A 13,534-nucleotide genomic window follows, 5' to 3' on the forward strand; every position below is an offset into this window, starting at 1 on the left:
TGTTTGAGTCCTCAGTTTCTCCCGGCCTCGACATCAGCCCAGAACGCAGCAAGAACATCAGCCAACGCAGCCGGATTTTCTAATTGAGCGCTGTGTTTTGCATCTGAGATCACCTCATAGCGCGCACCTAATAACGCGGCTTCTTCACGATGCATCTGCTCCGGCCAAACTGTGTCCCCCACTCCGTGAGTGATCAAGACAGGAAGTCCACTTTGACGCAAGGGAAGCGACACATCTGGGTAACGAGCCAAAATGAAAGCCGCACCCATGAGCGAGTCCTCGCTGGTGACCATCGCGCGCTCGGCAATCAACTCATCCCGAGGATCACTGCTCAGGAACTGGGAAATGTACCATGCCGATAGTTTCTTTCCCGTTGTTGAGGACAAGAGACGCTGACGCAGGGGTGTCCAACGCATCGCTTCAGGCGGCCGAGGGCCTGTAGAAAACAGTGTCACGGAACGGAATAGTTCAGGTGCAACCACTGCAGCTTGCCTGGCAATCACACCGCCAAATGAATGTCCCAGCAGGTGAATTGGACGCTCACTTGCGCCCATCGCACGCGCAATCTCAATCAGGTCACCGACAAAGTCAGCCAATCGGTAATTCTCAACGCCTTTGGGAGCCGCAGAATCCGCCTGTCCGCGCTGCGAATAAGCACAGGCGCTGCGACCGCGCTCAGCCAGATACGGCAAGAAGGGAGTGAAATCTTCCTTGGAGCCCGTAAACCCCGGAACTAAAAGCGCCGGAACAGGCTCGGGCTGCTCACCAGCGTGGGGCACCTCGTGTACCTCCAACGCGCTCTCCGCCTTGGGAACAATGCCCGCCACGGCCTCGTCAATGAAAGCGGCAGTCAGTACGCCCGCGGACGTAGGGATCCCCACGCAGGTCACCTCCTGCGGAAGTTCCCCCACAAATGGTGCCTGAGGGACAACACCGTGAATCTGCATTCCAACCCCCTAAAGGTGAAGCCGGCGGAAAACCGCCGGCCCCACACTGCATCCCCTCAACGTATTCGTTACAAGGGAGCAACGTGATTACTCGAGCTCGAAAGCACCGGTGTACAGCTGGTAGTACACACCCTTTTGAGCAATCAGTTCGTCGTGACTTCCACGTTCAATAATACGGCCGTGATCCAGAACCATAATGGCGTCGGAGTTACGGACCGTTGACAGACGGTGTGCAATGACGAAGACCGTACGCCCCTCCATGAGGTTATCCATGCCATTCTGGACCAGCGACTCGGTACGCGTATCAATCGATGAGGTCGCTTCGTCCAAGATCATCGCCGGCGGATCGGCAACAGCTGCACGCGCAATAGACAACAACTGTGCCTGCCCCTGCGAAAGGTTTGACCCATTGCCACTGAGCTCGGTCTGGTAGCCATCGGGAAGACGCTCAATGAAGGAATGAGCATTCGCAAGCTTTGCTGCTGCGATGCATTCCTCATCGGTCGCGTCCAGTCGCCCAAAGCGGATGTTATCCATGACGGTGCCGGTAAAGAGCTTCACATCCTGAAGCACGACGCCCAGCGAGCGACGCAGATCAGACTTGTGGATCTTCCTGATGTTGATGCCGTCAAAACGGATCTTGCCGTCATCGATATCGTAGAAACGATTGATCAGGTTAGTGATAGTCGTCTTGCCGGCGCCCGTTGCACCGACGAAAGCGATCTTCTGCCCAGGCTCTGCCCACAGCGAGATGTCGTGAAGAATCGTCTTTTTCCCGTCGTAGGAGAAGTCGACGTCTTCCATGACCAGCTCACCGCGTAGACGCGTGTAGGTGACCGTTCCGTCGCTGTGCGGATGACGCCATGCCCATACACCCGTGCGTTCTTCAGTGGGATGGACATCGCCATTTTCATCGACCCGCGCGCGGACCAGGGTCACGTAGCCCTCGTCTTCTTCACTCTCTTGCTCCATCAAGGCAAAGACTCGGGAAGCACCGGCAAGACCCAGGGCGATCATCGGGACTTGCATCGAGGCCTGTCCCAGCGTCTGTGTAAAGTTACGGACCATCCCCAGGAAGGAAACGACGACGCCAACGGTGATTGCGCCCATACCCGCGAAGCCGAAATTCGGAGTCTGGAGCTCAACCATGATGCCGCCAACCAGAGCAACGGCAACATAAAGGATATTCCCGATATTGCCCAGGGTTGGCATGAGCATGTTGCCGTATTGGTTCGCACGTTCTGAATCGTTGAACAGTTGGTGGTTGTAGCTCAGGAAATCATGTTTAACAGCATCTTCGTGATTGAAGACTTTAATGACCTTCTGGCCATCCATCATCTCTTCGATGTAGCCCTCTTCTTCAGCCAACGAGCGCTGCTGCGCAACCATGAACTTCGCTGAACCGCCACCCATTTTCTTTGTCACGCCAAACATCGCGACAGTCGACGCCGCGACGAGAAGAGTGAGCCACAGCGAGTAACTGAGCATGGTGATTGTCAACGCAAGGATCGTGAGTACGGACTGGATCAGGGTCGGGATCGATTGGCCAATAAGCTGGCGAATCGCGTCCGTATCGTTCGTGTAGGTCGACATGACCGCACCGTGAGGGTGCGTATCGAAGAACTTCAGCGGAAGCGTCTCCATGCGATCGAACATGTCATCACGCATCTTCTTGAGCGTGCCCTGAGTGACGATTGCCATCAGACGCGTGTAGATGAAAGCGCACACAATACCCGAGCCAAAGATAATGCCCATGATCACAACCAGTCGCACTAGCTGCGACATCACGGCCGGGAGCCCCTGGCTCATACCGGGAATAATCACGGTATCAACGATCTGCTGGAGGAAGATCGCGCCAACCGCAGATGCGATACCAGAAATCACAATGCAGATGCCAACAACACTTAAGTGGATCTTATAGTTCGCCCACAGATAGGCCATCAGCCTTCCAAAAGGACGCGGCACTCCATCAAGCTTGTTGGGGTCTTTCATTCCCGAGGCCGCGCCTTCTTTTTGTTTTTGGCTTTCCTCGGGTGCTTTCTCAGCTTGATCCTGCGGAAGCACCTCTACCGATGCGGAAGCGTGAGCGGCAATCTGATCTGCTTGTTCTTCTTCGTAGCGTTCAACCGACATTTCAGGCCACCTCGCTTTCATGTGTACTGTTTTGAGTGTCGTAAAGTTCGCGGTACTCGCCACCCAAGTCAAGGAGTTCCTGGTGAGTGCCGTGCTCCTTGATACGCCCGTCATCCAAAACGATGATTTGATCAGCATGCTGGACTGAAGAAATGCGCTGCGCAACGATGATTGTTGTCGTATCCGGGATTTCCGTTTCGAAAGCCTGACGAATCAGCGAATCGGTTCGAGTATCAACCGCACTAGTTGAGTCATCAAGGATCAAGATCTTGGGCTTCTTCAGCAAGGCGCGCGCGATGCACAGACGCTGCTTTTGGCCACCCGAGAGGTTCGACCCGCCCCTTTCGATCATGGTGTCATAGCCATCAGGGAACTGACGGACAAATTCGTCAGCCTGTGAAAGCTCGCAGGCTCGGATGATTTCTTCATCGGTTGCATCAGGGTTACCCCAACGGAGGTTTTCCTTGATCGTTCCAGAGAAAAGAATATTCTTCTGAAGAACAACGGACACTGCATCACGCAGGGGTTCGAGGCGGTAGTCACGCACATCGATCCCGCCAACGCAGACCCTGCCTTCCGTCACGTCATACAGTCGTGGAATCAACTGGATGAAGCTGGTCTTACCTGAACCAGTTCCACCGACGACGCCCAGCGTCGAGCCTGCGGGGATATCCAAAGTGATGTTTTCAAGCGCGGGGCGTTCAGAGTCTTCGCGGTACTTAAAGGTCACGCCTTCAAAGGTGATATCACCGGTGGGCACTTCACGGATTCCATATTCGGGGGAGGTCAATGGAGATTCGTATTGAAGTACCTCAGCGATACGGTGTGCGGACTCTGCAGCGATCGTCACCATAACGAAAATAAAGGCCAACATCATCATGGCCGTGAGGATCTGAATACCGTAAGTGATCAGTGCTGACAGTTGACCGGTGGTCAATTCACTGCCGCCTGAGGCCACAATCATCTGCGCGCCGATGAAGTCGACCAACATGATCGCACCAAAGATGAAGAACATCATGATGGGGGTATTGAGAGCCATGATCTTCTCAGCAAAGGTGAAGTCTGCTCGTACTTCCTCTGAGCGCTTGGCGAAACGAGTCTTTTCATACTCTTCGTTGACGAAGGACTTCACAACTCGGATACCTGCGATGTTCTCTTGGACCGAGTTATTCAGAGCATCGTACTTCTTAAAGATTCGCCGGAATACCGGGAAAATGAAGATGATGATCCCGAACATGATTGCCGCTAGGAACGGCAGCATGATGAGAAAAATCAGGGACATGTGCCAGTTGATGCGAATTGTCATGACGATCGAGAAGACGACCATGAGCGGGACGCGGACGGCAACGCGAATAACCATGCCATAGGCGTTTTGGACGTTGGTCACGTCCGTTGTCATGCGGGTAACCAGGGAGGATGTCGAGAAACGATCGACGTCTCCGAAAGAGAAGTCCTGAACCTTGAAGAAGAGGTCTTGACGCAGGTGCTTTGCCAACCCCGCTGCTGCGGTCGCACCGAAGCGGGCGGCGAGGATGCCGAAGAGGAGGGAGAACATCGCCATGACCAGCATAAAAACGCCAAGGCGGACAACTGGAGTGAGCGCACCACCCTGAAGGTGATCGACCAACGAGGCCATAATCAGTGGGAGGAAGCACTCAAGAATGACCTCTCCCGTGACAAACAGCGGTGTCAGAAGCGAAGCGCGACGATACTCACGCACACTTCTCAACAAAGTACGAACAGTCGACATCTAGCGCTGGACCCCCGAAAAATCACTGCGTGTAATAGGAACCTACCCGTAGACCTTCAAAGGAATGCATCTTTGCGGCCGGGGTAGGCGGATTAATCATTTGATGTAGATCATCCCATGTTAGCCGCCTTTCCTAACGGCGGCGATACCATCTAGGCAATGACGCGATAGGCGAAATCAAAGGCTACACAAGCACAAAGTTTCATAGCTGATTCATAGCTTTAGCCCACATCAAGCACAGATTACGCCCGTAGATTTTCAGTATCAGACATAGGGGGTCGCAAGGCCCCGTCTCCTTTACCTGTTGAGGGACGCTGTTTAGAACGCATATTGTGTTGATGGGATGCACGTGGGGCCGGCTTTGCCGGCCCCACAGTGTTTATACAGCCGTACAAAGACCAATAAAGAGCTATCAGCGAACCTCACTGACGCTTGTAATTACACGTGTTCGGGGATACATCGAAACTGTAAATTCATCCTCGTAGGCGCAGTGCTTTCGAAGCTGTCTGTATGCATGGGTACCCGTGTAGTTCGTGCCGTCAGTGAACTTCACATCAATCCGTTCGCCCGTCTCCTTCATTAAGGTGACATAGGTGATAAATACGCGAACCTTTGAGCTTCCCTTTCGCATAACAGTTGAGGTCTCTTCTTTGTGCGCCACACAACGCACGCTGAGTTCCTCACTACCCGACACTGCATCTGCCACCACCTGAGCGGATAAGACAGACCCCATTCCAATAAGACCGCAGTCAATGGTCACCAGCGCAACACACAACACCTTGGAGATACGTGGAGACAAGCGACGCCGAAATCCCACCGCACCTTGCACACTACCCTGGGCATAGCGCTTGATTACCGGAATCAACACGATCGCAACAGCGATGGGCGTCGCACACACCAGAGCCCAGCTCAGCAAAGCGAAAGACCATAATTTTGGAGACTCCAGGAAGAAAAAGGGACCTGCAATCGCGGTGATGATGAAAAGCCACCGGTGGACCTTAGCGCGCCGACTCATTGAACGAAGCGACAGCCTTTTCACTTTTACTCCTGTCCGAGCGCCCTCTCCAATGCACTCAGCCCCATTGCCAACAGCGCCGAATCGCTCTCATCCGCGTGCGATATCGACTGGTTGATCAATTCTCGCCACAGCCCTTCGCGAAGCAAGCGGCCGCCCTTCAAGACGATGATATGCGCATCGAGTGCCGCAGCATCTTCAATCTGATGTGTCACCATGATGACAGTTCGCCCAAGGAATCGTTGCGCAATCAACTCACGCAGCCCACGTGCGGCCTCGACATCGAGCGCCGCCATCGGTTCATCAAGCAACAAGACCTCGGGAGCGACAACCAGCGCACGAGCCAAAGCGGTCCTCTGAGCTTGCCCACCAGACACCTGAGCCGGACGACGCTGCTCCAAGCCTGCTAAACCCACAGACTCTAGGGCTTCGCGCGCACGCACCTCGGCCTCGGCAGGGGAAATGCCGGCGCAACGCAGGGGGAAGGCAACATTGGCAAGCAGACTCATATGGGGGAACAAAACGGGCTTCTGCTCTAAAACTGCAATCTTCGGCTGGCGGCCTGAGATACCATCTGGCCACTGCCAGGTGCAGGTCATCTGCGGCGCATCGAGGGCACCAGAAAGCACCGACAAGAGCGTGCTCTTTCCCGCGCCGTTATGTCCCATCAACGCCGTGACGACACCGCCTTGGCAGGTGAGGTCAACGTTGATATGTCTCTCGGGAAGAGTTCCAGCAATCCGTACGCCGGGGACGGGCACGCGTGGAAGCTGGCCCTGTGCCTCTCCATCCTTATTCCCGAGGCCGCGGCTATGCTCGGTAGCCAAGCGCGAGGCCGTAGGAGCTTTCGCCTCGTCAGCGGAGGTCCCGCTCAAGAGACGCGAATACCACCACTGCGAAAAGGCCGAAGCGCCGCCGACCAGGACAAGCGCAACAAAGACCAAGATGACAGACAGCATCAGGGCCATATCGGTTGACTCTTCGCGCTGAAGATAGATTTCCAACGGAAGCGTACGGGTTACTCCAGCCAAAGACCCCGCAAAAGTAATAGTTGCACCAAACTCCCCCAGTGCACGCGAGAAAGCCAAGGCCGTCGAAGACACCAGAGCTGGGATCATCAGCGGCAGGGTGACAGACCACAGTGTTCGAGAAGGCGAGGCTCCCAACCCACTCGCAACGCGTTCCTCATTGAAACCGCGAGTGCGCAATGCACCTTCAAGTGAAGAAACAAAGAAAGGTAGTGACACAAAGGTCTGCGCCATAACGACCGCGACCGTCGTGAAAGCAATATTGATGCCGAAGATTTGCAGATAGGCACCGATCAGGCCTCGGCGACCCCAGGTGATCAAGAGTGCCAAGCCCGCGACAACCGGAGGAAGAACCATGGGCAAAGTGACCATGGAGCGCAGGACTCGCGACCACCATGTATCACGTGCCCTGGCACACACCAGCGCTAAAGGAAGCCCGACAATAATGCAGGCAAGGGTCGAGGCAATACAGGTACGCAGCGAGAGCGCAAGGGCCTGCGAACTTAGTGCTTGAGAAAATAGATGGGGAAATTGAACCCAATCAATGCGTATGAGAAGCGCAATGAACGGAACAAGAAGAAATAGAACAGCACAGGCTGCGGGGAGTGCGATCCAACGCGGGATCCCCGCATACCTGTGCTTATTCGTCATAAGATTATTCCGAAAGTACCGTACGTAAAGGAAGGCGATTTCAGCCCTTATCCGAGGAAGTCGGTTCCGAGAAGCCATACTTCTTCAGCACTGCCTGTCCCTTTTCGGAAAGAACAGCGTCAATGAACTTCTGCGCGGCTTCCTTGTTCTTCGCAGAAATGGTCGCAGCGATGGGGTACGAGTTTACAACCTCATTCGCACGGGGAATTTCAACGATCTCGACCTTATCTCCGGCAGCCTTGGCATCGGTTGTGTAGACCAGACCCGCATCTGCTTCGCCGCTCTCAACCTTGGCGCGTACGTCCGTTACCTTCTGTTCTTCAGAAACAGGGTTCAGGGTGATGCCTAGCTTTTCGGCCAATTGCCTGGTTGCATTGCCACAAGGGACGCCCTGCGCGCAGACAACGAGCTTCTTGCCATCAAGAGAAGAATCAAGACCGGTGATCTTGGCAGGATTTCCCTTGGGGACAATCAGTGTCAGGACATTAGATGCAAAGGGTTTCGGTGTATCGACAAGCTTCGCATCGGTTGCCTTAGTCATATTCTTCTGGTCCGCAGAGGCGAAGACATCGGCGGGTGCGCCTTCCTTCATCTGGTCAACCAGGGTGGATGAACCCTGGAAGTTGAAGGTCACCTTGATATTCGGATCACTTTCCTTGAGGACCGTATCAGCAATCTCGGGGAATGCTTTATTGAGCGAAGCAGCCGCGAAAACGTTGAGTTCGACCGGTGCTGCAGCTTCTGTCGAAGCAGATGCCGCGGCCGTTGCAGTTTTCTCTGCAGATGCGCCGTTTCCGCCTGAGCAAGCGGCAAGCGCAAGAAGGCTAGCCGCGGCTAGCGCGACGATTTCCTTGGAGTACTTCACAGGTTTCCTCCATTTGGCACCTGAAGAGAAACGTTTGTTGCCTTGATTTGAGCCATGGCGATAGAACCCACTTCGATTCCCAACTCGCGGACGCTTTCGGTCGAAACCAAAGAAACGACACGGTAGGGACCACACTGCAAATCGACTTGGCTCATCACCGGATCGGAGTGAACAGCAATAACCAATCCCTGGAGGTGGTTACGAACAGACTGAGTGCCCTGCCCAAGAGCAAGCTGATGAACATCAGGTTGGCTATTAATCAAAGCCGCGACCGATGCTCCATCGATACGAAGCGGTCCTGAGTTCTCAGCGCTTTCTGCACGAGTCACAAGTCCATCATCAAGCCAGCGACGAACGGTGTCATCACTGACGCCAAGGAGAGTCGCCAGAGTCGAAACTTTGTAATAAGGCATGAATTAATTTTAACGGATTTTGCCGTTTTTTGTAATTAATCGACAAAAATATGCAAATTTCTCCGCAGACGCGGCAAGTCATCGAATAGATTATTCGCCCGAGGCCTTTCGTACCGGGATATCCTCAAAGAAAACCTGGCAACCACAACTATTGCCGAAGGGCACCAGAGTCATACTCATGCCACCATCACTGAGCTCTTCAACAATCTGCCGAATCGCGGCACCGTGCATCCGACACACAATGCCTTGGATCTTATCGTTGCCAATATTGAGGTAGGGGCAGGATTGGATGGACAGACCGCCATCTTCTGCATTTAACGCACGGAAACCGCGCGTTGAAAGGAAAACTCGAAGAAGCGAAAGCAGGGCTTCCTCGTCATCACGGGCGGCATCAAGCGCACCGGAAGAGCGGATGAGATCAACGTACTGTTGCCCCCAATTCCGCCCCATGATGTCAGCGAGCTGTTCGCCGCCGTCCGAAGTTTGAGCCATTGCCGAGGCCGCGGCAAGAAGAAGTTCCGAAGACTGACGTTGAAGACGCGCTGCATCCCCGATGACCGCGATCTCGTAGTACATCGCGGGGCGGCCTCGCCCTTCGGGATTGCGAGTTCGACGCACAACTAAGCCCTGTTCGACCAAAGGAACAAGAGTCTCACGAACCGAGTTCTTATGGATTCCCAAACGATCTGCGATTTCAACAACGGTTGCTTCGCGACCAATATCGGTAAGGGTGTGCAGAACCTTACGCTGCGCCGGGGATGCGGTCGCCAACTGGGTAATCATGTATTCGATGCCGTTCAATCTCTACCCCTTTTCCATAAACAGTCATAAAGTTTGTCAGAATAAGCTTTGTAAGTGTATAAATTACATTTCTACAGAACTAAACTATTCCCCTGTTTAAAATAAATTGATTCATATTTTATAAAATCAATATGTATATATAGTTCCGAAAACAGAAGATATTGCATTGTTTTTACTTTAATTGAAAGCTATTCTTGTCAAACCAGGTTTTACGAAAAGTCTTATTTGTGCCACATTTGTACCAAATTGAACTTTAGTCTATTTGTATATGAAATCTAATTTAGTTAATTTAGATTTAAATTCGGTATATATATTGTTGAATATAGTTCGCCCGAACAAATAGAATGCTTGCAATCGGCAGAAATAACCGGCAACTATTTTATGAAGCTGCTGGTTTTGTTTATTTAATTTTTATAAAGAAGTAATAAAAGTTAAACCGCCTAATATCACTCCCGCTGCATTGGGAATGATGAGGATCCAGTCTTTTTTAGGTTCTTTTGTCCAACCATAGATTACCCAAATTAAACAAGAAAATGCTGCGAATAGTGGTTGGAATGGTTGAGCTTTTTCTCCTTGTAAGTTAGCGATAATTTGTGGAATATATGCAATAAAGACAATGATCCCAATAAAAGCTCCAATAGATCCGACAAAGCGATTAATTTTTTGTTTAGACATGTAATACCTCCTGGGGTTTTTATATCAGAAAGGAGAATCGACCGGTTTTCACCTCGCCGTTAGTCACAGCTACTCCTTGTCTTCAGGGACTTGGTTGACATTCTAGTGCACGGGCAACCACTAGCTGCCATACGTTTCAAATGCTGGGGCCTGTATGCGCGGGTCAGCACATACAGGCCCCAGATCACATCAGCACAGATCAAGCACCCTGATAGGGAGCATCATCTTCTGGGAAACTCTGAGCCTTGGGGCCTGCAGCACCACCTCGAACCGGCGTCCATCCTCGTGCGGGACGAGAAGTAGAAGTCGCTGATCGACGTGAGCGGTACACAACATAAGGACGCGTCGGATAGGCAATCGGAGCCGAAACGACGTGCACCAGACGGGTGAAAGGCCATGCGGCAAAAAGGATGAAGGCAGCAATAATGTGCAGCTTGAACTGGAGCGGGACATCCGTCATCAGAGAGACATCAGGCTGGAGCGTGAAAATCGAACGGAACCACACTGCGATCGTCTCACGGTAGTTGTATCCACCCGGCTTACCCAAGATCTGCGTCGTCAAAGTCGCCGCAGCTCCCAAGAGGATGGCGCAGGTCAAGAGAAGGTACATGAAGACGTCATTGCGGCTAGTTGCCAGACGCACCGACTTCTTGACAATACGTCGATACAAGAGTCCGAACAGACCAACCAGCGTCATCAGGCCGGCAATACCACCACCGATGATGGCCACCATGTGGTAGGCATGCTCGCTTACACCCATTGCCTCGGTCCAGGACTGAGGAATGACCAGACCCATGACGTGGCCGGCAGCAACACCCAGAATACCGAAGTGGAATAGGGGCGACGAGAGGCGCAGGATGCGGCCTTCATTAAGCTGAGATGAACGCGAGGTCCACCCGTACTGATCGGTGCGATAACGCCAAATCAACCCGCCGATAAGGAGGGTGAAAGAAATGTAGGGAAGCACTCCCCAGAGGAAAAGGTTCATGGCAATCCTTAGAGTTCGTTCTCACCCGCGGGCGAAACAAGGGAAGAAGGGGTTTGAATGGTGGGCCACGGCAGCTCGCTTCGATCAGCCATGCCGACCATCTCGGTCGGGGGACCCTGACGGACCAAAGTCTGCATGCGAGCGAATGTAGCGTCATCCACCTCGGGTAAAGCCATTCGCAAGGCAGCGACCACATGTGCCCAAGGAGAGGACAGGGAGAGCAATGCAGCATGAAGGATCTCAATTCCCTCGCGGTGCGAGGACAGCATAGCCTCAACCAGCTCGTGCTCTTCACCTTCGGTTCGCGCCGCCAACTCCAAAATATTGGGAAGGTAGTCAGGCAACTGATCGTTTTCTAACTGCCAGCCAACGGCGGCGTAGAGGTCGCGAACAATGGTCAGAGCGATACCGCGCTGGCGGGTATCACCCGTAGCGTAGTAGGTCAGCTCCAAGCAGCAGCGACGCTTCTGGTCAAAGGTCTCAACGTAGGCCTCTTCGACCTCACGACGCGACTTGCCTCGTGCCCACTCAAGGAACTGCGAAAACTCCGCAGCGGCCTCGGCACTGACTTGCCCCAAAGAGGAGTCAATCTGGGCGAGGATCTCATCCCATTCCTGTCCCGGGTAATCCAAAAGGGCAGCAGCGATCATGAAGGTTGCGGCGCGTGACTCCCGGCTCTGGTTCACAACTGGAACCGCGGGAGCCGGGTTACGCGTCGGAATGAAAGTCGCGGTCTTTTGACTCATTCGGGTCGCCGACCAATCGAGACAGGAACCTTACCGCCCTTGTGTGAACCGCAGCCGGACTCTGCACCTTCGCCCACAGGGCACAGGTACGGGGTCGGGGTACGCATTTCCTCGGGGTGCGAGGTCGGGATCACGTAGCGATCCTCGTACTTTGCGATCGAGAGCAGACGGTACATGGCCAGAACTTCTTCTTCGGTCATGCCCACGGACTCGGGGATCGAGGGATCCACGGGCTGACCCATGTTGACGTCACGCATGTAGGAACGCATGGCGGCAAGGCGGCGGAGCGACAGCTCAACCGGGCGGGTATCTCCAGCGCTGAACAGTCCTGCCAGGTATTCCAGCGGAATACGCATGGTGGACAGTGCGGTCAGCAGGATCTTGTGGTTTTCACCATCGGCACCCGACTTGGTCACCGCATCCACAACCGGGGAGAGCGGCGGGATGTACCACACCATGGGGAGGGTACGGAATTCGGGGTGCAGAGGAAGAGCCAGCTTGTAGTCGATAATCAGCTTGTAGGCGGGGGAATTCTGCGCGGCCTCGATGAAGGAACGCGGGATGCCAGAGGTCTGGGCTGCAGCGATGACCTCGGGATCGTTGGGATCCAGGATCAGATCGCGCTGAGCGTAGTAGAGCTCCTGCTCATCCTTCACGGAAGCAGCCTCAGTCACGCGATCAGCGTCGTAGAGGACAACACCCAGGTAGCGCAGACGGCCAACGCAGGTTTCCGAGCAGATCGTCGGCTCGCCAACCTCGATACGCGGGTAGCACAGCGTGCACTTCTCGGCCTTACCGGTTGAGTGGTTGAAGTAGACCTTCTTGTAGGGGCATCCGGAGACGCACATACGCCAACCGCGGCAGGCATCCTGATCAACCAGAACAATGCCATCTTCTTCACGCTTGTACATCGCGCCAGAGGGGCAGGCCGACACACAGGTGGGGTTCAAGCAGTGGTTGCAGATACGCGGCAGGTAGAACATGAAGGCTTCTTCAATGCTCGTTTGAACCAGAGACTGCATCTTGGACAGCGTCGGGTCCTCGTGCATGGTCTCAAGCGAACCACCCAAGTTATCGTCCCAGTTCGGGCCCCACTCGATGGTATCGATGGTCTTACCGGTCATCTGCGAGCGCGCACGGGCCGTCGGCATTGCCTTAGCGCCTGCGGGTGTCTGGAGCAGACGATCGTAGTCGTATGTCCAGGGCTCGTAGTAGTCATCAATTTCCGGCATATCGGGGTTTGCGAAGATCGTCGCGAGCTTCTTCAAACGCCCACCGCTGCGAGGAACGAGCTTGCCTGACTTGGTCAGGCGCCATCCGCCCTTCCAACGTTCCTGATCTTCCCAAGTGCGGGGATAGCCAACACCCGGGCGGGTCTCAACGTTGTTGAACCACATGTACTCGGTACCTTCGCGGTTCGTCCACGCTTGCTTACACGTCACCGAACAGGTGTGGCAGCCAATGCACTTGTCAAGGTTCATCACCATGACAACTTGACTCATGACCTTCATCGTTTCATTCC

12 protein-coding genes are annotated in these 13,534 nt (G+C 53.9%); all 12 read right to left on the reverse strand.

Features of this window, described 5'->3' with window-relative positions:
- Nucleotides 1-11 precede the first annotated feature (11 nt).
- The 12 genes from ADG72_RS04155 to narH all read right to left on the reverse strand — a co-directional run bounded on the left by ADG72_RS04155 (nucleotide 12) and on the right by narH (nucleotide 13,523).
- Entirely contained in the window at nucleotides 12-947 is a 936-nt protein-coding gene (locus tag ADG72_RS04155; RefSeq protein WP_048712467.1) for an alpha/beta fold hydrolase, read from the reverse strand.
- Nucleotides 948-1,034: 87 nt separating this feature from the next.
- A complete protein-coding gene (locus tag ADG72_RS04160; RefSeq protein ID WP_048713034.1) occupies nucleotides 1,035-2,939 on the reverse strand; it encodes an ABC transporter ATP-binding protein in 1,905 nt (634 codons plus the stop codon).
- A gap of 142 nt (nucleotides 2,940-3,081) precedes the next feature.
- Nucleotides 3,082-4,830: an ABC transporter ATP-binding protein gene (locus ADG72_RS04165; RefSeq protein ID WP_048712469.1), complete on the reverse strand. Its 1,749-nt coding sequence runs from the start codon at nucleotides 4,828-4,830 to the stop codon at nucleotides 3,082-3,084.
- A gap of 412 nt (nucleotides 4,831-5,242) precedes the next feature.
- Nucleotides 5,243-5,869 (reverse strand): hypothetical protein, encoded by a 627-nt coding sequence (locus tag ADG72_RS04170; protein ID WP_107070841.1) that lies wholly within the window; start codon nucleotides 5,867-5,869, stop codon nucleotides 5,243-5,245.
- 2 nt (nucleotides 5,870-5,871) lie between these two features.
- The gene (locus tag ADG72_RS04175; RefSeq protein WP_048712472.1) at nucleotides 5,872-7,524 is read right to left on the reverse strand and encodes an ABC transporter permease; all 1,653 of its coding nucleotides are present in this window, start codon (nucleotides 7,522-7,524) and stop codon (nucleotides 5,872-5,874) included.
- A gap of 40 nt (nucleotides 7,525-7,564) precedes the next feature.
- Nucleotides 7,565-8,389, reverse strand: a complete 825-nt coding sequence (gene modA / locus ADG72_RS04180) for a molybdate ABC transporter substrate-binding protein (protein ID WP_048712474.1) — start codon at nucleotides 8,387-8,389, stop codon at nucleotides 7,565-7,567.
- A complete protein-coding gene (locus ADG72_RS04185; protein ID WP_048712484.1) occupies nucleotides 8,386-8,802 on the reverse strand; it encodes a TOBE domain-containing protein in 417 nt (138 codons plus the stop codon). Before ADG72_RS04185 ends, modA begins: the two co-directional genes overlap by 4 nt.
- 90 nt (nucleotides 8,803-8,892) lie before the next feature.
- Nucleotides 8,893-9,603, reverse strand: coding sequence for a helix-turn-helix transcriptional regulator (locus tag ADG72_RS04190; RefSeq protein WP_239667655.1), 711 nt, complete (start codon nucleotides 9,601-9,603; stop codon nucleotides 8,893-8,895).
- Between the two features lie 411 nt (nucleotides 9,604-10,014).
- Complete coding sequence (locus ADG72_RS04195; protein WP_048712487.1) at nucleotides 10,015-10,278, reverse strand: SemiSWEET family transporter; 264 nt, start codon at nucleotides 10,276-10,278, stop codon at nucleotides 10,015-10,017.
- Nucleotides 10,279-10,477: 199 nt separating this feature from the next.
- Nucleotides 10,478-11,266, reverse strand: a complete 789-nt coding sequence (gene narI, locus ADG72_RS04200; protein ID WP_048712488.1) for a respiratory nitrate reductase subunit gamma — start codon at nucleotides 11,264-11,266, stop codon at nucleotides 10,478-10,480.
- Between the two features lie 8 nt (nucleotides 11,267-11,274).
- Complete coding sequence (gene narJ / locus ADG72_RS04205; protein WP_048712489.1) at nucleotides 11,275-12,012, reverse strand: nitrate reductase molybdenum cofactor assembly chaperone; 738 nt, start codon at nucleotides 12,010-12,012, stop codon at nucleotides 11,275-11,277.
- Nucleotides 12,009-13,523, reverse strand: coding sequence for a nitrate reductase subunit beta (narH, locus tag ADG72_RS04210; RefSeq protein ID WP_048712492.1), 1,515 nt, complete (start codon nucleotides 13,521-13,523; stop codon nucleotides 12,009-12,011). Before narH ends, narJ begins: the two co-directional genes overlap by 4 nt.
- Nucleotides 13,524-13,534: the final 11 nt, after the last annotated feature.

The organism is Trueperella pyogenes, from assembly GCF_001070855.1.
In the GTDB taxonomy this organism is placed as follows: Bacteria; Actinomycetota; Actinomycetes; order Actinomycetales; family Actinomycetaceae; genus Pauljensenia; species Pauljensenia pyogenes_A.